This is a genomic window from Brevibacillus schisleri (assembly GCF_055685845.1).
The window spans coordinates 3,364,207-3,385,699 of sequence record NZ_JBVNDM010000001.1 but is presented as its reverse complement, the minus strand read 5'-3'; the positions used below and the strand labels follow the sequence as shown (position 1 = coordinate 3,385,699).

General features: G+C 43.1%; 13 protein-coding genes and 1 pseudogene. All 14 read left to right on the top strand.

Going from position 1 to position 21,493, the window contains the following annotated elements:
• The first annotated feature begins 238 nt into the window (after window positions 1–238).
• Window positions 239–613, top strand: coding sequence for a hypothetical protein (locus ACUUHJ_RS16085; protein WP_289672889.1), 375 nt, complete (start codon window positions 239–241; stop codon window positions 611–613).
• Window positions 614–1,093: 480 nt separating this feature from the next.
• Window positions 1,094–1,741, top strand: a complete 648-nt coding sequence (locus ACUUHJ_RS16080; protein WP_015891312.1) for a GntR family transcriptional regulator — start codon at window positions 1,094–1,096, stop codon at window positions 1,739–1,741.
• A 246-nt stretch (window positions 1,742–1,987) separates the two neighbouring features.
• A complete protein-coding gene (locus tag ACUUHJ_RS16075) occupies window positions 1,988–3,205 on the top strand; it encodes a cystathionine gamma-synthase family protein (RefSeq protein WP_289672891.1) in 1,218 nt (405 codons plus the stop codon).
• A 15-nt stretch (window positions 3,206–3,220) separates the two neighbouring features.
• Window positions 3,221–4,261: a homoserine dehydrogenase gene (locus ACUUHJ_RS16070; protein ID WP_472299338.1), complete on the top strand. Its 1,041-nt coding sequence runs from the start codon at window positions 3,221–3,223 to the stop codon at window positions 4,259–4,261.
• Window positions 4,262–4,294: 33 nt separating this feature from the next.
• A complete protein-coding gene (locus ACUUHJ_RS16065) occupies window positions 4,295–5,737 on the top strand; it encodes an aldehyde dehydrogenase family protein (protein WP_015891315.1) in 1,443 nt (480 codons plus the stop codon).
• 52 nt (window positions 5,738–5,789) lie between these two features.
• Window positions 5,790–7,313, top strand: a complete 1,524-nt coding sequence (locus ACUUHJ_RS16060) for an amino acid permease (protein WP_289672897.1) — start codon at window positions 5,790–5,792, stop codon at window positions 7,311–7,313.
• Window positions 7,246–8,181 carry a homocysteine S-methyltransferase gene (mmuM, locus tag ACUUHJ_RS16055; RefSeq protein WP_472299337.1) on the top strand — a complete coding sequence of 312 codons (936 nt, stop codon included), beginning with the start codon at window positions 7,246–7,248 and terminating at the stop codon, window positions 8,179–8,181. Before ACUUHJ_RS16060 ends, mmuM begins: the two co-directional genes overlap by 68 nt.
• Before the next feature lie 507 nt (window positions 8,182–8,688).
• Window positions 8,689–10,018: pseudogene (locus tag ACUUHJ_RS16050) on the top strand (IS1182 family transposase).
• 748 nt (window positions 10,019–10,766) lie between these two features.
• Complete coding sequence (locus ACUUHJ_RS16045; RefSeq protein ID WP_472299336.1) at window positions 10,767–15,272, top strand: amino acid adenylation domain-containing protein; 4,506 nt, start codon at window positions 10,767–10,769, stop codon at window positions 15,270–15,272.
• A 32-nt stretch (window positions 15,273–15,304) separates the two neighbouring features.
• On the top strand, window positions 15,305–18,391 hold the full coding sequence (locus ACUUHJ_RS16040) for a cyclic peptide export ABC transporter (RefSeq protein WP_472299335.1): 3,087 nt from the start codon (window positions 15,305–15,307) through the stop codon (window positions 18,389–18,391).
• A 110-nt stretch (window positions 18,392–18,501) separates the two neighbouring features.
• Window positions 18,502–19,383 carry a 3-hydroxyacyl-CoA dehydrogenase family protein gene (locus ACUUHJ_RS16035; protein ID WP_472299334.1) on the top strand — a complete coding sequence of 294 codons (882 nt, stop codon included), beginning with the start codon at window positions 18,502–18,504 and terminating at the stop codon, window positions 19,381–19,383.
• 43 nt (window positions 19,384–19,426) lie between these two features.
• Window positions 19,427–20,461 carry an HAD-IIIC family phosphatase gene (locus ACUUHJ_RS16030; protein ID WP_056487510.1) on the top strand — a complete coding sequence of 345 codons (1,035 nt, stop codon included), beginning with the start codon at window positions 19,427–19,429 and terminating at the stop codon, window positions 20,459–20,461.
• A gap of 36 nt (window positions 20,462–20,497) precedes the next feature.
• Window positions 20,498–20,749, top strand: coding sequence for a phosphopantetheine-binding protein (locus ACUUHJ_RS16025; protein ID WP_047069454.1), 252 nt, complete (start codon window positions 20,498–20,500; stop codon window positions 20,747–20,749).
• Between the two features lie 9 nt (window positions 20,750–20,758).
• Complete coding sequence (locus tag ACUUHJ_RS16020; RefSeq protein ID WP_088907631.1) at window positions 20,759–21,451, top strand: SAM-dependent methyltransferase; 693 nt, start codon at window positions 20,759–20,761, stop codon at window positions 21,449–21,451.
• Window positions 21,452–21,493: the final 42 nt, after the last annotated feature.

Here is a 21,493-nt window from a genome sequence, read left to right as displayed (position 1 = left end):
CATTTCTCGTTAATGATGATTAAAACACAAAAAACCGTTAGACGGTCACTTTTTTCAAAGTGTCCATCTAACGGGTAGTAGTTCAGGGTGTCCTAAACGGTCTTCTTTTTTTGCGTTTACTGAAATGTAAATTAGACATAACAACCGTTCAGCAAATATTACCGTATCTCACTCATTTTGGTAAAATAAAGCTGGTAAATTCTATATAAAGACTTATTGATGAGGAAAAATGTAGGTTATGAATAGAAACTTACGTTATGTTGCTTTTATTGATATCCTAGGATTTCGAAATATCGTTAAGCAGTTTAAAGGGCGTGTTGCCGACCTCGGAACAGAGTTACCCAATATATTTAGGGCAGATATTTTTGCAGCACTTACGGGTGAAAATGTAATTCCTAAACCGAAGAATATGACAGTGAGAGTTTCCATATACAGGGGCGAACCTCGTGATAGGGATCTTTATTTTAAAGAAGGTACGCCTCTCCGAGTAAAAGCGTCAGAAGTAAAACATATATCCATTCGAGTTTATCTACCAGGGAAACCTGAATCAGTTTTTTCCTATGCTTACGGTGAAATCCCAAACCTTACAAGAGTAATTACTATGCTCAAATAATACGGATGTATGGATGACTGGATAGTTTGAATCGGATTGATGAATAGAAATCATCATGAGAGTATAAGGCATTAGAAATATATACAACTTACCCAAGGCATAAGAAATAATCTGTATCGAAAAGCACGTGTAACCATTTGGTCGCAAGGTGTTATTAAATTAAACAAAACTGCACTTCAAAATCCATGGTATTAAATCAAAATGCCACTCCTGAGAAAAGTGTTCAAGAAAGGAATTAAAAATGATCGGAAGAATTAGTGGCGGACCAGTCAGACCAACCCTCGGAGAGATTTATCAATTGGTATTTCTAATTTTATTACAGCAGGCCAACCAATTGGAAACATTCGTACAACTGGACAAACAACCGGGATACATTTACATTTCGAGGTTCTTCTAGCAGGGGGGGTACACCTTGAACAAAAGATTGTGCAATGCTACCATAATATTAAATACAAAATATTATGTTGATTGAGGTGAACGATGATTACTCGCAAATACGACTCATTAAAAGACCACGTATACAAATATATTGCTTCGCGAATCCAGAATGGAACATTGCTGCCAAATCACAAGATTAATGAAGCAGAGATCTGTGAAAAGCTGGAGGTCAGCAGGACTCCCGTTCGGGAAGCACTCATCCAGTTGTCCTCGGATAATCTCCTGGAGTATATTCCGAGACGCGGCTTTCTCGTAAAGGAACTAAATACGAAAGAAAAGTTGGATGTATTCGCCGTCATTGGTTCATTGGATGCCTTGGCTGCACGGTTGTCAATGGAGTTTATCACGGACAGTGATATGTCCATGATGGAGGAGTATATACGGAAAATTGATGTGTCGATCCAAGAGAACAATTACGATGATTATCAAAAATATCAAACCGCTTTCCATAAGGTGTACATCGACAAGTGCAACAACCATACACTGATTACGATGATGGAATCATTGCAAAATAGTTTTATTCGGCAGTCCTATTTGAGCAACGACTCGGAAAAACTGTATGTCATCCTAAAACAAATGAACGACCAACATAAACAGATCTTGCGTTATTTTAAAGAACGAGATTCAGATGCTTTGGCGAACTTGATCCAATTCCATCACTGGAAGATTGAGCATCCTGAGATGATTTAATAGAAATAAGTTTGACTGGTCAGTCGACAAGAGTAGTAACAACTCTTGTCGTTTTTTTTAAAATAAAAAAAATAAGACTATTGTGTTTTTTAGAAACGAATAATACAATACAAAATATACAATATACTAAACATAAAAAACATCACGAATGTTCATCATTGAACAGGAGGTGTTCACCAATAATTATATTATATATTGTATATTCTTTACATGAGTTAAGTTATTTCTGCAAAGGTGGAGGCAAAAATGAAAAAAATCGATAATTCCAACAGTCTAATGGGTACAAAAACGGTTTGGGCTGGCGAAAAGGAGTTTATGGCTTTTGGTTCTACACAAGTCCCTGTCGTGTTAAGTGTAGCTTATGGATATGATGATGTGGATGAATGGTATGACGTAGCGATCGGGAATAAACCGGGCCATATATACAATCGCATGACCAACCCAACTGTTCAGGCCTTTGAAGAAAAACTGAGAACGCTGGAAGGGGCCGAGCGAGCAATAGCGTTTTCATCCGGCATGGCTGCGATCAGCAGTACTTTGTATACATTTTTACGACCAGGTGACAGGGTGGTCTCAATAAAAGATACGTACGGTGGTACGAACAAAATTTTCACTGAATTTTTGCCCAATATTAATGTTGATGTTGTTTTGTGCAACACCGGCAATCAAGAAGAAATTGAAACAGAAATTCAAAAGGGCTGCCAGTTACTTTATTTGGAATCACCAACGAATCCGACATTGAAAATTGTGGACATCGAGCATTTGGCCAAGCTAGCAAAATCAGTCGGGGCATTGGTTGTTATCGATAATACGATTGCGACCCCTATAAATCAAAATCCGCTTCTACTCGGTGTTGATCTCGTTATTCACAGCGCCACCAAATTTTTAAGCGGGCATGCGGACGCATTGGGCGGAGTCGTTTGCGGTTCTCAGCAGTTGATGGAAAAAGTGTATCACTACAGAGAAATAAATGGAGCAACGATGGATCCTTGGTCCGCCTACCTCATTTTGCGGGGGATGAAAACATTAAAGCTCAGGGTAGAGCAGCAAGCGAAAAGCGCGATGGAAGTTGCCCGATTCCTGCAAAAACAAGAGTGCGTGGAAGCTGTCTATTATCCGGGATTAGAAAGCCACAAAAATCATGAGGTCGCCAAACGGCAGATGAGTGGATTCGGGGGTATTCTTAGTTTTGTTCTGAAAGGTGAAATGGAGGCGATTAAAGTTTTTCTGCCTCATTTGCGGTTAGGAAACCGGGCGGGAAATTTGGGTGCTGTCGAGACGATTTATGGCCCAGCTAGGACGACCAGCCATGTGGAATGCACGCTTGAGGAGAGGATGGCCTTGGGGATTTCTGAAGGATTGGTTCGTATGTCGGTTGGGATTGAAGATACGGAAGATTTGATTTCGGATCTCGAACAGGCATTGAACTATTTGGCTTCACAGATGAACAAAACAGCATTGTAGGAGGATCGAATCAGAATGACACACAAAGTAGCATTACTCGGTTTTGGAGTGGTAGGACAAGGATTGGCGGAAATTTTGGAAACGAAAGCGGACGCTTTATACGCAAATGTAGGTTTCGAGGCGAAAGTAGTAGCGATTTCTGATCTGATGAAAGGCTCCCTCTATCATCCAGACGGTCTGGATCTCTCTTTGGCTTTACGTATTGTGGGCGAAACGGGCAGTTTGCAGAGCTACCCTGATACCCCTGGCTTAATCAAAGGCTGGGACAGCTTTCAAACGATTAGGGAAAGCAATGCGGATACGATCGTAGAAATGACGTTCACGGATATTAAAACAGGTCAGCCAGCGATCGATCATTGTAAGGCTGCCTTTGAAAGTAAGAAAAATATCGTGATGAGCAACAAGGGACCCGTTTCTCTGGCATTCCGAGAGTTGGAGACAGTAGCAAAACAAAACGGGGTTCGCTGGTGCTATGAAGGAACAGTTATGAGTGGAACGCCATCCATCCGTATGCCACTCGTTTCATTGGTAGGTAACGACATCTCCGAAATTCGCGGAATTCTCAATGGAACAACAAACTATATCCTCACTAGGATGGAGGAAGGATTGACCTATGAGGACGCCTTGGCAGAAGCGCAATCTCTCGGGTATGCAGAGGCAGATCCGCGAAACGATGTCGAAGGCTTTGATGCTCAATATAAAGTAACGATTTTGGCAAACACGATCATGAACGCTCATATTCAAAGAGACGAGATCGCGCGTGAAGGAATTTCGAAACTTACCCCACAAGACATTCAATGGGCAAAAGAAAATAAGAAAAGATGGAAGCTGATCGCACGAGTTGTTAAAGAAGGGGAGCATGTAATGGCAAAGGTTGGTCCCGAAGCAATCCCGTTAACCGACCCGTTGGCAGGCGTATTAGGGGCGCAAAACGCGATCACCTATCACTGCGATTTGGCAGGTCCGATTACGCTTATCGGTGCAGGAGCTGGGCGCACAGAGACTGGCTTCTCTATTCTCATTGATTTGATCAACATTAGCCGTGGCCAATTGTAGGGCAAAAGAAATTCGACTGGAGGTCTATACTTGATGATGACGGAAACTTTCATTAAAAAAAAGATGTTTCTAGCTGGGAAGTGGGTATCCCGCGATAAAGAAATGAACGTTCATAATCCGCATGATAATAGCATCATTGCAACGGTGCCGGCTGCTAATGAGGACGACGTACTATTCGCCATTGAAGAGGCAAAAGATGGACAAACGATAGCGGCGGCCATTCCAGTGCATGAGCGGATGGCTATCATCCATCGTGCCGCTGATTGGATTTCCGAGAACAAAGAACTATATGCGAAGGTCATTGCTCTTGAGGGAAGTAAAACGATCCGGGAAGCAAGAAAGGAAGTAAGGCGTTGTGTAGAGACATTGCGGATCAGTGCGGAAGAAGCGAGACGAATTTACGGAGAAACGATACAATTTGACCAAATGCCAGGCAGCGAAAATCGCGTCGGCTATTACTACCGTTTTCCGGTTGGCATCATTACTGCCATCACACCGTTTAACGATCCGTTGAACCTCGTCGCACACAAAATCGGACCCGCGATTGCTGCTGGAAATGCCATTATTGTCAAACCTGCGCCAACGACACCTTTGAGTGCCTTGCTGCTTGCAGAAGCATTTGATAGAGCGGGACTTCCTCCGAAGGTGCTCTCCATTATTACTGGCTTTACGAATGACATGGGGGAGGCATTAATCACTCATCCGGCAATTCGAATGATTTCGTTTACAGGTGGGCTAGCTACTGGAGAAGCGATCATGAAAAAAGCCGGGCTAAAAAAGATGAGCATGGAGCTAGGCTCCAACTCACCCGTCATCGTCTTGAAAGATGCTGATTTGGAACTAGCGGTAGAGTCGTCTGTGTCGGGTGCGTTTTGGGCAGCTGGTCAAAATTGTCTAGGAGTACAGCGCATTTATGCACAGGAGGAAATTTATGATGAATTCGTTGATCGGTTCGTCACGCTTACGAAACAATACCGAGTCGGAGACAAATTATCGGAAGAAACCGATATGGGTCCCATGATCTCGGAAAACGAAGCGAAACGAGTTGAGAATTGGGTGACTGAAGCGGTGCAGAAAGGTGCGACGCTGCTTTGCGGGGGGATACGTAACGGTGCCTATTACGAACCGACCGTATTAATCAATGTGCCGGCGAATTGCAAGATTGCGAAGGATGAAGTATTTGGTCCGGTCGTCTCTATTTTCAAGGTCGCGGATTTGGATACTGCTATACGTGAAGCGAACCAAGTACCTTTCGGACTTCAAGCTGGCATTTTCACACGTGAAGTGGACAAGGCATTTTCTGCTATTTACAAACTAGAAGTGGGAGGTGTTATGATTAACGATAGTTCTGATTACCGTATCGATGCGATGCCGTTCGGTGGCGTGAAAGGATCAGGAATCGGTCGTGAGGGAATTGCCTTTGCCCTGCAAGAAATGACCGAACCGAAAGTAGTATGCTTCAGACTTTTAACGTAACAGGGAACCGCCATGCCTGAAAAACATTCATTTCACTAAGGGGTGGAACAACATGAGACACATGAATGAAAAAGGTCAGACCGAACTACGTCGTACGATGAAAAGCAGACATTTGTTTATGATCTCCCTGGGAGGGGTAATTGGCACAGGGCTGTTTTTAAGCTCTGGCTATACCCTGAATCAGGCAGGTCCTGGGGGAGCGCTTCTTGCTTATCTGGTGGGTGGCTTAATCATGTATCTTGTCATGTTGTGCCTAGGGGAGTTATCAGTTGCCATGCCTGTAACCGGCTCTTTTCAAACCTACGCCACTAAATATATCGGGCCAGCAACCGGATTTACAGTAGGATGGATGTATTGGCTGACGTGGGTGGTTACAGTAGGCTCTGAATTTACAGCGTCTGGTCTTTTGATGCAGCGATGGTTTCCGGACACCTCTGTGTGGATGTGGAGCGCTATTTTTGGTGGAGTGATCTTTATAGCAAACGCGCTTTCCGTCAAGTTTTTTGCAGAAACTGAATTTTGGTTCGCAGGTGTGAAGGTCATTGCGATTATTTTGTTCATCATTTTGGGCGGCGCTGCGATGTTCGGATTTCTTCCATTGAAAACGGGATCACCCGCTCCCATGTTGTCTAATTTTTTTGGAGAGGGCGGTCTTATCCCGAACGGATTTCTCCCTGTAGTGATGACGATGATCTCCGTCAACTTTGCCTTCTCGGGAACGGAGCTAATCGGGATCACTGCTGGGGAAAGCGAAAACCCGGAGAAGAGTATCCCCCGTACGATGACGAACATTGTTTGGCGAACGATGATATTCTTTATCGGTGCCATTTTTGTACTAGCTGGTTTAATTCCGTGGAGAGAAGCTGGCGTTATTGAAAGCCCGTTTGTCTTGGTCTTTGACAACATCGGGGTGCCTTACGCGGCCGATATTATGAATTTTGTCATTATTACGGCATTGCTTTCCGTAGCTAACTCGGGCTTGTATGCCTCAACCCGCATGCTGTGGGCTCTTTCGAAAGAAAAAATGATCAGCCATCGACTGGGGAGAGTAAATTCCAAAGGTGTACCGATGAATGCTTTGATCATTAGCATGTTGATTGCGTGTTTATCGCTTCTGTCCAGTGTGTTTGCTGCTGACACGGTATATCTCGTTCTTGTTTCGATTTCTGGTTTTGCCGTAGTTGTTGTCTGGATGGCAATTGCAGCGTCCCAATTTATGTTTCGTAAGCGTTTTCTTGAGGAAAACAATGATATCAACGATTTGAAATACCGCACGCCTCTGTACCCGCTTGTACCGATTGCCGCTTTTGGTTTATGCCTCGCATCTTGTGTCGGACTTGCTTTTGACCCAAGTCAACGGATTGCGATCTATTGCGGTATAGCATTTATGGCTGGTTGCTACTTATTTTACTATATCAAAAATCGCAAAAAGCAAATCACCAAAACCAGCGACTCTATTGAGGATGTAATGGAAATGAAAAATAGAACGAGAGTAGGTTCGGCGTACGATGAATCCGATTGCAACGATTTTAGAGAAATTTCCGATGATGATCCTCGATGGCGCCATGGCCACTGAGCTTGAGCGTCACGGATGCAATCTGAACGATAGCCTATGGTCAGCAAAAGTGCTGATGGAAAATCCCGAGTTAATTAAACGTGTGCATACGGAGTATTTTTTGGCGGGGGCTGACTGCGCGATCACGGCCAGCTATCAGGCTTCGGTGGAAGGATTTGTCCGGCGGGGAATGAGCCAGAGGGATGCGCTTCTTCTCATTCAGGCGTCCGTTCAGATAGCCGTACAAGCACGGGATGAATTTTGGGAAAACTCAGATGGCCGCCTGGATCGGCCAAAGCCTATTGTAGCTGCTTCAGTCGGTCCGTATGGTGCTTATTTGGCTGATGGCTCCGAATACCGAGGAGCTTATGAACTGAGCGAAGAGGAACTGATCGATTTCCACAGGCCTAGGATGAAAGCACTGATTGATGCAGGCGCCGATATACTTGCCTGCGAAACGATACCATGCTTGAGCGAAGCCAGAGCACTTGTCAGACTTCTGGAAGAATTTCCTGGAGTTTATGCGTGGATCAGCTTCAGTGCAAAAGACGAACTGCATATATCAGACGGCACATCGATCACGGAATGTGCAATATGGCTAGATAAAAAAGAGCAAATAGCCGCTTTGGGCATTAACTGCACGTCGCCCAGGAATATTCCTAGGCTTGTTCAGGAAATACGCAGTTGCACAATGAAGCCGATCGTCGTATATCCGAATGCAGGGGAGCGGTATGACCCGACAACCAAGACGTGGTACGGAGCATCTTCTAGAGAAGGCTATGGCAACAATGCCCTTGAATGGTATGAATCTGGCGCCCGATTAATCGGCGGCTGCTGCAGAACAAAACCGGAAGACATAAAGGCCATCGCTGATTGGGCGAGGAAGTAATGATGATAGGACCTCATCGGACGACGATGAGGCTTTTTCTTTTGTAGATCGTGTAAATCATCCTCGTATTCGATCCTATTGCACAAAATAATAATTATGTGTAATAGGTTGAAGTCATTTTTCTTAATCTAATCTTGCTGAATAAATAATTTTGTAGGAAATGTTGTTTTCCTACAGGGGTTTGTACTACGGTGACAACAATTTCTTTTAATTAAGATGTTACTAGATGATCTATTGTAAATCGAAAATTACGCATACCAACGGTTCGGCGAATACGTAGCCCATAATCATTGTTATCTGGCCCAACATGATCAAATCTACTAAACTATAAAACTGTACATCTAAGCCCGATAATGTTTATTATCGGGGCAGGCTGTCGAGAAAGTCGACAGCCATTTTTATTTCACTTAGTTTTAATACGACACCGAGTTAATTTGTTATAATTCTTATAATTACATTTTATAGTAGGTGATAATTGTGCTTACCTCCAATGATAAAAATCCGCAAATGCATTACGAATTTGTGTGCCTTGATGAATTGGTCCCAGAAGACCATTTATTAAGAGTCATCCAGAAACATATAGATTTCTCCTTCATCCGGGAAAAAGTACGTCAATATTATTGCGAGGATAACGGTAGACCTTCCATTGATCCTATTGTTTTATTTAAAATGATTTTCATTGGATACCTTTACGGTATCCGCTCAGAGAGGCAGCTCGAAAAAGAAATCCAGACTAATATCGCCTATCGTTGGTTTCTTGGCCTTTCTTTAACAGATCGAGTTCCAGATCACACAACAATCAGTTGGAATCGTCGAACCCGTTTTAAAAATACAAATGTTTTTCAGGAGATTTTTGATGAAATTGTGCGCTTGGCGATTCAGCATCGAATGGTCGCTGGCCGTGTATTGATAAGTGATTCTACGCATCTTAAAGCAAATGCGAATAAACGAAAATTTAAGAAGCATGTCATCGAGAAAACGAGTCGTGCCTATCTCAAAGATTTAGAGGTAGCAATTAATGAAGACCGTGAGGTACATGGAAAAAAGGATTGAAGCCTAGAGAGGGTGTGAAGGAAGAAAAGGAAATCAAGGTGAGTACCACTGATCCGGAAAGTGGCTACATGGTTCGAGACAGCAAGCCCGAAGGCTTTTTCTATCTCGATCACCGGACTGTCGATCATAAGTACAATATTATTACCGATGTCCATGTCACTGCTGGCAATGTCCATGATTCCGTTCCTTACATAGATAGGCTGAATCTCCAAATCGAGAAGTTTGGGTTTCAGGATACAATTGAAGCTATTGCATTAGATGCTGGTTATTTAACTACTCCAATCTGCAAGGCACTTCACGATATAAATGTATTTGCTGTCATCGGTCATCGTGCCTTTACACCTGTTAAAGGTCTTTTTGCTAAATGGCGCTTTAAATATGATCTGGAGTGCGATGTGTACACATGTCCTCAAAAACATACGCTTACTTATTCGACTACCGATCGAAACGGATACAGGATGTATAAGTCCAATAAAGAAATATGTAAAACTTGTCCAAGGCTTTCTGAGTGTACCCGATCTAAAAATCACCAAAAGGTGATAAGCAGGCACGTTTGGGAAGAGAGTAAGGAATGGGTTCGACAGAACCGTTTAAGTAAATGGGGAAATATTTATATAGATTAAGATACCAAACCATAGAGCGAAGCTTTGCAGATGCTAAAGAACTGCATGGGCTTCGCTATTGTAGGTTACGCGGACGCGAAAATGTCCAAGAGCAAGTATTGATGACAGCAACAGTACAAAACATTAAAAGGATAGCACTACACCTAGCGAAAGCAAGTTAGGTGCAGGCTATCCTTTTTTCAGCACTTCGTGCTGGAACAATACCAAAAGAAATCCCCCAAAAGGGGGTTTCTCTTCAGTCTGGCCCGATAATGTTTATTATCGGGGTTTTTTACTTCTTTGGCTCTGTCCTTAGGGAGGAGGGAAAGTGAAATAAGCTGCGCTTGAACCAGTTTACTTATGTGCATAATAATCCTTCGATGTTTATTGGCACTTCAAGAAGATGCATCGTTCCAATCAAAAGCCAACCTATAAAAGGATATCAACTGCATGGCAAACAACCGATTCGCTAGGAACGCCCACATCACTTTCAGTCCTGCAGATGGAACTTTCAAGATTGTTGGGGTTGAGAATGACGAAAACCGAAAAACTCAGCAGCAGATAGAGCGTAATCAATTCTAGAAGAATGGAGTCATGTAGAGATTGTCTTAGGTATTGGAATTTATATAGAAATGTGGAAAAAGCTTGAAAAAAGTTGCCTGACCCATTAAAATATCGTTAAAAGAAACACGGACACTTACTCACAAAAATAGAACATAGGATGAAATGAGAGATTTATTAGTGCAGATAAGCCCTATTTCAATCTAAAAAATATAGCAACCTGAGTGAATCTATTGAAGCTTAGGCACATTAGAGGAATGAAGGGGTCATACGGGAAAGTGAGCACGAGTGTATTATCTGGAAAATACACGAAGTGGCGGAGCTTTGCCGTTTTTTTGTTGAATCGAAAACCAAAAAGGTTTTCACGAGATGGAGGAATTGCTATACATGGATTCATTATGTTTTTACCAGTTAACCCATCCCCAGAAGAGAATTTGGTTGATCGAGCAGATATATCCCCAAACCCCCTTGCATAATATTGGTGGAACCGTAAAAATAAAAGGGCCTGTTCAATTTTCAATACTTGAAAAGGCTATACACCTCTTCATTCGAAGGCATGAAGGATTACGTTTAAGATTTGTTAACCAAATGGGGGAGATCCAGCAATTTGTGAGTCATCTTGAGGATATCCCATTAGATTTTAGAGATTTCACTTTGTACAATGAACCACATAAGGAATTTGAGAATTGGGTAGAAACGGAAGCGAGAAAGCCATTCGTCATCGAAAACGAAAGGCTTTTTTATTTTGCCATGTTTCGAATTTCAGACAGTGAGAATGGATATTTGGCCAAGTTTCACCATATAATCGCAGATGGATGGTCGATCAATATTATGACCGATCATATTCGAGAAATCTATAGCAAACTTTTGCGCGAAGAGGAAGTAGGAGAGCATCAATCTCCCACTTACTTGACGTACATCGACCACGAGCGAGATTATCTTTCGTCGGATCGGTACCGGAAAAACAAAGTATTTTGGAATGAGAAGTTTCGAGTCCTACCTGATTCGTTTTTGGAAAAAAGTTCTGACGACTTAGCGGGAAACCGCATCACATATGAATGGAACCCTAATCTTTCTGCTCAAATCAAAGCGTGGGCCAAAGCCAATAAGTGGTCGTTGAATACAGTTTTGGTAGGCTTGTATTTGCTGTATGTTCACAAGATGACTGGTCAAGACGATCTCGTGATAGGCACACCTGTAATCAATCGATCTGGTAAACAGCAAAAGAGCATGTTTGGCATGTTTACCAGTACGATGCCGTTTCGGTTTACTATTGAGCCTGGCTGGTCAGTTACGGAAATGATAGATGCGGTCAACAGCGAGCTGCAGGATTGTTTTTTTCATCAACGCTATCCGTATGACCTGTTGATCCAGGACATGGAGCTAAAGAAGAAGGGTTACAACCAATTGTTTGATGTATGTGTCAATTATTACAACACGACACTCGATAACGAATGGGAAGGACATCCGGTCGAGAATGTTGAGTTCTACAGCGGGTCCCAGATTTATTCCATGCAGATGGTGATAAAGGAATGGTCGGATTCAGGCAGCATCAGCATTAGCTTTGACTACAAAATGAACGATTACACCGAAGAGCAAATCCATGATCTGTTCGTTCGTCTGACTACGCTGATCCAAAAAATTGTGTCCAATCCCAATGATGAAATCAGGCAGCTTACGGTTTTCTACGAGGATGAGTATAAAAAACTAGTTGAAGACTATAACGATACCGCTGCACCTTATCCGAGGGACAAAACAATTTACCAGCTGTTTGAAGAACAAGTGGAAAAATCACCAGACAAGATCGCGATTCAAAATGGCAAAGAGTGGCTGACTTATCGGCAACTGAACGAGAAGGCCAATCAGCTTGCCAGATATTTGAGGGAACAAGGGATCGGACCAGAAAAAATTGTGGGCATGCTGACCACACATTCTATGGAAACCATGATTGGGATTATCGGCATTGGAAAAGCCGGCGGAGCCTTCATGCCAATTGATCCTGATAATCCAACTGAGCGGATACGGTATATTTTGCAAAGCTCCGGCACAAAAATCTTGCTAACGAATGTGGCTGTCATGGACGAGTTTGGTTTCGACGGACAGATCATCAGCCTAACGGACGTCAACTACGATCATTATCCATCATCCAATATCCTAGTAGAGAGTAAGCCTTCGGAGTTGGCTTACATGATCTATACATCTGGTTCTACCGGAAGGCCGAAGGGAACGATGGTTGAGCACCGCGGGCTTGTCAACTATATATACTGGGCGAAGAAAATGTACGTCAAACACGAGGACGAGATGTTCGCGCTCTACTCCTCTTTAGCATTCGACCTGACAATTACCTCTGTTTTTACTCCATTGATCTGTGGAGGAACAGTTCTGGTTTATAGCCAAACAGAAGACGAGTATGTGCTGTTCCGCATTTTAAAAGAAAACAAAGCGTCGATCATCAAGCTCACGCCTTCTCATTTGTCCTTGGTGCTGGATCGGGACAACAGGAATAGCTCCGTGAAAAGATTTATTGTTGGCGGCGAAAATCTGAAGGTTAGCCTTGCCAATAGCGTATATGACAGCTTTGGAGGCAATATAGAGATCTTGAATGAATATGGGCCAACCGAGACGGTGGTTGGATGTATGATTCACTCTTATGATGTTGAGAGTGACACGAGAGTATCGGTGCCAATTGGCAAACCTGCCGATAATGTCTGCATTTACGTATTGGACAAAAACATGGATCCTGTTCCGACATACGCTGTGGGTGAAATCTATATTTCAGGAGATGGAGTGGCTAGAGGGTACCATCACAATCCTGAACTTACCAAGGAGAAATTCTTGAACGATCCATTCGCTATCGGCAAGCGGATGTATAAGACGGGAGACCTGGGAAGATTCTTACCGGATGGCAAGCTGGAGTACTTGGGGAGGGGCGACCAGCAAATCAAGATCAGGGGACATCGGGTTGAGCTAGGAGAAATAGAAACCCAGTTGATCCAGCACCCGCAGGTAAAAGACGCTGTTGTCTTGGATCGGGAGGACAAGAACAAGAATGTCATCCTATGTGCCTATTACGTTGCAAAAGGTAATATCTCCACTGATGACTTGAAGCAGCATCTTGGACAACAATTGCCGATTTACCTTATTCCACAGCATTTTATAGAAGTAGAAGAAATCCCGCTAACAGCAAATGGAAAGGTCGACACGCGTTTATTGGCAGAAACGGAACTGCCATTGACGCAAAATACAGAATATACGACTTATTCAACCGAAAAAGAAAAGCAGTTCATCCAGACAGTAGAAGAAGTCCTAGGAGTTGAAAAGATAGGGAGGAAGCACAACTTCTATCATTTGGGCGGGGACTCTATCAAGGCCATTCAGATAGCGTCGAAACTGAATGTCAAAGGCTACCGGATAAAAATAAAAGAGATGCTGTCAACCCCCATTCTGGAAGAGATGGCTTTGCTCGTTGACGAGGTTCCGCTGGTTGTTATTGATCAGGGATTAGCCGAGGGAAGTATATTACCTGCGCCAATCGTATCGTGGCTTTTTTCCCAGAAATTCCCCAAGCCGCATCATTATCATCAGTGTGTCTTGGTGGAAATCAATCAGGGGATTACGGTTGAGATCCTAGAAAGAACACTCTTCAAGCTAATCGAACATCATGACGGCTTGCGAATAAACGCCAAGTCTAACCTAGGCGAGTTGTTTTACAATAATAACCACCTTCTTGATCTGCCTAGGATCAAAGAGCTTGATTTCACAGGCTTTTCTCATTCCGAGCAGTCAGACAAGCTGATGGAGGTTGCCTACGAACTCGCTGATAGCGCTGATATATTCCAGGATCTTTTGTTAAAAGCATGTGTAATCGATGTTGGAAGCTCGCGGAATATTCTGCTTGTGGCCCATCACTTGTTGGTAGACGGCGTGTCCTGGCGAATCATTGTAGAAGATTTAAACACGTTGCTAAAACAAATCAGTCTTGGACAAGATGCGTTGCTCCCTCCAAAGACGCATTCCTATCAGAAATGGACGGAGTTCCTTCAGAGCTATTGGAGAGAAGAGGGCGAAAAAGAATCTGGGTATTGGCAGACTATACTGCAAAAGTTCACTCCTTTTCCTGTTGACCATGATCTCGGTGTAGATAGTATAGCGAGCAGTTGTACGCTCTCAGCCGAGATCAGTAAGCAGGAAACGCTTGCCCTCTTGTCGGAAGCCAATGTTTCCTACAATACAGAACCGATCGATTTGTTGCTTGCGTCTTTGCTGTTGACCATCAAAGAATATACGAGAAGTACGGATATCCTGATCGAGACGGAAGGGCATGGGCGAGAACAGATAGAGGACACGTTGGACATTACCAGGACGGTCGGATGGTTTACCAGTCTCTATCCATTGGGCATCTCCTTAACCGATGGTAGTCTGTCCCAACAAATCAAGCACGTCAAAGAGGAACGGAGAAAGGTACCAAATAACGGCATCGGTTATGGAATATCACGCTACCTTGCAAAGTCTATCCGATATCTTTCACCCAAGACGATTAGGTTTAATTATCTGGGGGAGTTTACACAAGAGTTTGAAGGTGGATATGTAAAATTGTTGGGGGGTTCTGTCCAGCAAAGCACAAGTCAAGACAATCCGCTGACTTGTTTAATCGATTTGAATTGCTTTATTTTGGATAGCCGTTTGCAAATACGGCTGACCTTTAGCCGGAATAAATATAAGGATAGCAGCATGGAACAATTTTTGGCTCATTTTAAAAGGCAGCTTGGTGAGATCATCCTGTACTGCAGTCAGAAAGAGTCGAAAGAGTTTACTCCTTCCGATTTTGAAACGGTAGAAATTTCGCAGGAAGAGTTAGACAATCTCTTCATTTGAGGGCGGAAAATTTGTGATGAGAGGTTAATTTTATGAGAAAAGGGATCTCGGCATGGCTTGTTTTGCTTCTGCTCACCATGATTTTCCCCCTGCAGCTACAGGCAGAAACGGCAGTAGAAGGTAGTTTGAGTAAAGAAGAAATCGCATCAATCGAATCGTGGATTGACCAAAAAATGCAGGATGGCAAGATCCCGGGAGCCTCCGTTGTCATAGTAAAAGGGGAACAAACCGTCTACAACCGAGGGTTTGGTTATACGGATTTGGCAGCAAAGAGCCCGGTGACCTCACAAACTTTATTCGAGCTTGGGTCCACCACCAAGGCGTTTACGGGTCTGGCGATATTGTCGCTGGAGGAACAAGGATTACTCAATCTGAAAGATCCTGTGCAAAAGTACCTCCCTTGGTTTCAGGTGAAGGATGCTGAAGGAAATACGCCAGAAATCACATTGGAGCAACTGCTCCATCATACAAGCGGAATTCCTTTTCATACGATTGGTGAGATTCCAGTCGGCGAAGAGTCTGACGCGCTGGAGCGAACCGTCCGCAAAGTCGTAGGGCAGACATTGGACTTTTCCCCCGGAGAAAGATTTCTTTATGCTTCCATGAACTACGATGTACTAGGTTTGGTCATTGAAAAAGTAACGGGTGAGCCTTTTGAACAGTATGTGAAAGACAACGTGTTGACGCCGATTGGACTCAATCACTCTTATTTGTTCCGAAGTGAAGCCGAACGGCATGAGATGGCAAAAGGCTATAAAATCGGGTTTTTGGGGGCGAGAGAATACCAGGCTCCTGTGTATCGCGGCAATACGCCAGCCGGATATATCATTTCCAATAGCGATGACATGGCAATCTGGCTCAAAAGTCAGCTAGGCTCGATTACAAATAATAATGTGAGCAGCGGGTTGATTAATCGGTCCCATCAGCCGGATCGTTCCGTTTTTCCGAATATAGATAGTTCCTCGTATGCGGCGGGTTGGTTCGTCTACCAAAAAGGCAGTGGCGAACTCTCTCATGGCGGAAGCAATCCGAATTACTCTTCCTCAGTAGTAATACGTCCGGGGGAGAAACTCGGAGTAGCGGTATTAACGAATATCAACTCTGCCCACACGCAGGCAATGGGCCAAGGAATCATGGAAATCCTGCGACAAAAGAAACCACCGGAAAATGTTTCCGATCTCTACAGCAGTGTGGATAAAGTGTCGGTTGCCATCCTGTGCATTGCGATACCGTTGATCCTGCTTACTGCATGGTTTGCCATTGTTGCGCTTGGCGAAATCGCCCGAAAAAAGAGGATGCGATCCCGGGGATTCGGGAAAAATGCGTATCGATTTGTGCTGTTGCTTCTGTGTCTGGGGCTGTCAGGGTATTGCTTTTATCAAATTCCTTCGGTTTTATTTGACGGGGTCTCATGGGACTTCGTCGACGTTTGGGCACCTTCAAGTTTTGTCATCGCCATTCAAAGCTTATTTGTCGGGATTGTTTTGTTTGCGTTCTATTACTTCATAACGGTGGTCTTTCCAAAATCGCATGATCGCACCTTTTTTCCCATTATCGTCCTTAGTACGGTGAGTGGATTGGGCAATGCCTTGATAATTTTTATCATTAACGAGGCGCTTAACCATACCGACCGGTTTCAGGGCGGATTGCTATCCTTTTTTGTGATGGGAATCGTCATCTATGTTTTTGGACAAAGATTGGTACGGGCTAAACTGATTACGATTACAAATGAGATGGTTTTCCAAAAGAGAACGGAGTTGATTGATAAAATACTGAAATCTCCGTATCAAAATATTGAAACCATTGAAAAAGAACGAATCTATTCCGTGTTGAACAACGATACAGAAACGATAAGCGGTGTGTCCAACATCCTCATTTTCGGGGTCACCAGTTTGGTTACGTTGCTGTGCTGTTTCATCTATTTAGGGATGGTCAATATTTACGGATTACTGATTTCCATTTTCGTTATTATGGTCGCTGCCGGCCTTTATTTTATGGCAGGAAGGTACGCCAATCGCGTCTGGGAAGAAACCAGGGATATTCAAAACACGTTTTTCAAGTTCATTAATCACATGATTGGCGGTTTCAAGGAGCTTAGCATCCACAAAGGTAAAAAAGGACAATTTCAGGAGGAGCTGCAGGAAAGCTGTGACACGTACCGGACTAAACGGATTCAGGGAGATTTGAGCTTCGCCAATGTATTTGTTATGGGCGAACTTTTGTTTACCTTTGTGATCGGGGTCGTTGCGTTTGTTTTTCCTGTCGTCTTTGATGACATTGCAAACAGTTCCTTACGAGCGTATATCTTTGTGTTTTTGTATATGACAAGTCCTGTTCACGGCGTTTTGGACGCGATCCCTAATTTTATTCGGGTCAGGATTAGCTGGAACCGATTAAACGAATTGTCGAGGCAGTTGGAAACAGGTGAGACAACACAATCAGAGCGAGTCAAAGAGGCACCACCTGCAAGCGAGATCATTCACTTAGAGGCCAAAGATGTTGAATATCATTACAAAAACCAAGAGGGAGAACAGTTTACAGTCGGGCCCGTTAATCTGAGCTTCCATTCCGGGCAAGTCACCTTCATTACAGGAGGAAACGGGAGCGGAAAATCAACTCTGGGTAAACTGTTGGTAGGGTTGTACAAACCTGACCAAGGTGAAATTTTAATGAATGGTCAGCAACTGGAAGAGTTAAGTCAAAATTTTGCGGCCATATTCAGCGATTTTCACCTCTTTGAAAAGATGTATGGCATCGACGTGAAAATGAAAGAACAAGAAATTCAAGAATATTTGCTGAAATTAGGCATGGACCATAAGCTGCAAATCCAGCATGGAGGATTCAGTACCGTCAATCTGTCCACGGGACAAAGAAAAAGATTGGCCTTGCTTATCAGTTGTATGGAGGATCGACCTATCTATTTCTTTGACGAATGGGCTGCCGATCAGGACCCTGAGTTCAGAGAATATTTCTACTATAATCTCATCCCTGAGATGAAACAAAAAGGAAAATGCGTCATTGCCATTACCCATGACGATAGGTATTTCCATGTAGCCGATCAACTTTTAAAAATGGAAGTTGGTCAAATTACCCATGAACAGTTGAAACAGCATGTGTAACAGAACAGAGGATCTCCTAATCTGACAAGGGAGAGGAGAGAGAGAAAAAAGCCATAGGATAGAATGATTTCGTTAAGCCCTCCACTACAAAAAAAGGATGATTGTTGAAGATGAAAACATTCGAATCGATTGGGATTATCGGAGCAGGGATTATGGGATCGGATTTGACCTTGGATCTGGCGAGTCATGGATACCGTGTCATTTTGAAGGACCTGCATCCCGACATTTTGGAAAAAGCAAAACAGAAGATGAGAGAAGATTTTAAGCTTGTAAAGCTGATGAAAAAAGAGATTCCAGTAAAAGACATTGAGCAAGTGCTTTCCAATGTTGTGTTTACTACAACTTACGACGATTTTTATACCGTTCCCTTCGTGATTGAAAACATCACGGAAAATTGGGAGGCAAAAAAGCAAGTCTACCTAGAATTGAAAGAACATTGCCCTCAAGACACGATATATGGAGTCAACACAAGCTGCATCTCCATCACCAAGGTTGGCTCACTGCTTCCCAAGCCGGAAAATGTTATCGGGATGCACTTCATGAATCCTGTGCCACTTAAGCAGATGGTAGAGATCATCAAAGGCTACTATACCTCCGAACAAACCATCCAAACGATCAAAAACTTTCTGGAGTCGATCGACAAAAAGCCTGTGCTGGTCAATGATTCCCCGGGTTTTGTGACGAACCGCGTGCTGATGCTGATGATCAATGAATGTATTTGGGCGATTCATGATCAAGTGGCGACGCCTCAGGACCTCGACAAAATATTCCGATTAGGATTTAGCCATAAAATGGGACCGTTAGCGACTGCTGATTTGATCGGATTGGACACTATTTTACACTCGATTGAAGTTTTGTATGAGAGCTTTAACGACCCTAAATATCGTCCATGCCCGCTGTTAGTCAAAATGGTAGATGCTGGACTACTCGGAAAGAAAAGCGGAAAAGGATTCTTTGATTACACGGCTGGATTGGCACAAACTACCAGGTAGTTTTAAGTGGATCAAATCGAAATTCGAGTAAAGGAACATGCAGATGGATATTAAAAATGGGGTTAAATGTGTAGTCTGGGATTTAGACAATACAATTTGGAATGGCGTTTTATCGGAAGGGGACGATGTAGCCTTAAACCCTCGGATCAAAGAAATATTGGAACAACTTGATCAGAGGGGCATTTTGCAATCGATTGCGAGTAAAAACAATTATGATGACGCGATGCGCAAGCTGAAAGAATTTGAGATTGACCGCTATTTTCTTTACCCGCAAATTCATTGGGAGCCCAAGTCAAAATCCGTAGGGATTATCCAGCAGTCGATTAATATTGGGATGGATACCCTTTTGTTTATCGATGATCAGCCCTTTGAACTGGATGAAGTGAAAAGCGTACATGAATCTATCAATTGTGTCCACGTCGACCGATATACAGAGTTGTTGTCCCACCCTTCGTTGACTCCAGCTTTCATTACAGAAGATTCGAAAAAAAGGCGGGAAATGTATCTACAAGACATTCAGCGCAAGCAGGAGGAGGAATCCTTCACAGGGACAAACGAAGAATTTTTAAAAACGTTAGACATGAAGTTTATCATCAGCGAGGCGCAGGAAGATTGCTTGAAACGCGCAGAAGAGCTAACGGTTCGCACCAATCAATTGAACTCGACGGGACGGATTTACAGCTACGATGAGCTCAATTATTTCCGAAATTCACCCGACCACAAATTATATGTCTGCGAGCTCACAGATAAATACGGGTCATACGGGAAAATAGGAATCGCATTGGTTGAAATAACCGAAACTCATTGGCATATCAAATTGCTTATTATGTCGTGCAGAGTGATTTCCAGAGGTGTTGGTACCGTATTGCTAACCCATATCATGCAGCAGGCACAGCTAGCCAACAAGAGACTGCTAGCTGACTTTAAAAATACGGAGAGAAACAAGATGATGTATGTATCCTATCGCTTTTCTAATTTCAAGGAAGTCTCCAAAGAAGAAGACGGCTTTGTCATTTTGGAAAACGATTTGACCCAGATACAAAAGTTTCCCCCTTACATCAATGTTCTCGTTCAGTAATCACAATGAAAACCCCAAAAAAAGGAGCGTTTACTTATGCAACTTCATGAACAAATTCGTGAGTTTATTCTGGCTAATCTGGTCGTATTCGATGATGATGTTGATTTCACGAATGACGACAATATTTTTGAGCTCGGCTTCGTCAATTCATTGTTTGCCATGAAACTCGTCACTTTCATTGAGAGCGAGTTTCGCTTGACCATCGAAAGCGACGAAATGGAAATTTCGAATTTCAATACCATTAACAATATCGTGAACTTTATCCAGTCAAAATCGGTTTATAAATGAGTGAAGAAAATGATTTATACGACGAAAAATACAAGTGCAGATTTTGATTGGACCGAGTACTTTACCAGGTTACACAACGGGGAGATCCCAAGTCTCGATACGCATATCTATTTTCAAAACATCCGTCATTTGTTAAGTGAAAATGCTCACTTATTAGGATTGGTGCTCGGTGACGTGCTGCGAAAGCTTTTAAGAGGCGTTCAGATCAAGACTGAGCCAAGAATGCTTGAGCTTGGTGCGGGTACCGGATTTTTGACGCGTCTTTTGCTTACCATGTACCAAGGGAGCGGGGTTTTGGTAGATAATTGCCAAACCTCCTTCGACGCCTATAACAAGATAGCGGATAAACATGCCGATCATATTACTTATGTACTCCAAGATCTGTTTACGTTAGAGCTGGCAGAAACGTTTGATGTTGTTTGCAGTTTTGGCTTGATTGAACATTTTAAAGAGAAGAACGAAATCTTGTCCGTACATAAACAATTTTGTAAAGAAGATGGACATATGATTTTGGTCGTTCCCATGGATAGCTTTTTGACTCGGGCCTATTACGAGGTTCACCCTGAAATCAACTTGGGATACAGAGAGCTATTGACCAAGAAGACTGCACTGGAGCAGCTCAGAGCTAGCGGTTTGGAGCCGATTCGCGCAGAAGTCAGTCAGGGCTATGTCTACGATTTTTTGGCGATTTTATGTAAATGATAGAAGGTTTTCTTTTTCGAAAGGATGCGGAATTAGACTCAG

What these genes read in the sequence shown, in the direction of transcription:
- ACUUHJ_RS16020 (WP_088907631.1), top strand. Translation starts at nt 20,759, where the DNA reads ATGATTTATACGACGAAAAATACAAGTGCAGATTTTGATTGGACCGAG.
- ACUUHJ_RS16080 (WP_015891312.1), top strand. Translation starts at nt 1,094, where the DNA reads ATGATTACTCGCAAATACGACTCATTAAAAGACCACGTATACAAATAT.
- ACUUHJ_RS16060 (WP_289672897.1), top strand. Translation starts at nt 5,790, where the DNA reads ATGAGACACATGAATGAAAAAGGTCAGACCGAACTACGTCGTACGATG.
- mmuM (WP_472299337.1), top strand. Translation starts at nt 7,246, where the DNA reads ATGAATCCGATTGCAACGATTTTAGAGAAATTTCCGATGATGATCCTC.
- ACUUHJ_RS16045 (WP_472299336.1), top strand. Translation starts at nt 10,767, where the DNA reads ATGGAGGAATTGCTATACATGGATTCATTATGTTTTTACCAGTTAACC.
- ACUUHJ_RS16085 (WP_289672889.1), top strand. Translation starts at nt 239, where the DNA reads ATGAATAGAAACTTACGTTATGTTGCTTTTATTGATATCCTAGGATTT.
- ACUUHJ_RS16070 (WP_472299338.1), top strand. Translation starts at nt 3,221, where the DNA reads ATGACACACAAAGTAGCATTACTCGGTTTTGGAGTGGTAGGACAAGGA.
- ACUUHJ_RS16065 (WP_015891315.1), top strand. Translation starts at nt 4,295, where the DNA reads ATGATGACGGAAACTTTCATTAAAAAAAAGATGTTTCTAGCTGGGAAG.
- ACUUHJ_RS16025 (WP_047069454.1), top strand. Translation starts at nt 20,498, where the DNA reads ATGCAACTTCATGAACAAATTCGTGAGTTTATTCTGGCTAATCTGGTC.
- ACUUHJ_RS16035 (WP_472299334.1), top strand. Translation starts at nt 18,502, where the DNA reads ATGAAAACATTCGAATCGATTGGGATTATCGGAGCAGGGATTATGGGA.
- ACUUHJ_RS16040 (WP_472299335.1), top strand. Translation starts at nt 15,305, where the DNA reads ATGAGAAAAGGGATCTCGGCATGGCTTGTTTTGCTTCTGCTCACCATG.
- ACUUHJ_RS16075 (WP_289672891.1), top strand. Translation starts at nt 1,988, where the DNA reads ATGAAAAAAATCGATAATTCCAACAGTCTAATGGGTACAAAAACGGTT.
- ACUUHJ_RS16030 (WP_056487510.1), top strand. Translation starts at nt 19,427, where the DNA reads ATGGATATTAAAAATGGGGTTAAATGTGTAGTCTGGGATTTAGACAAT.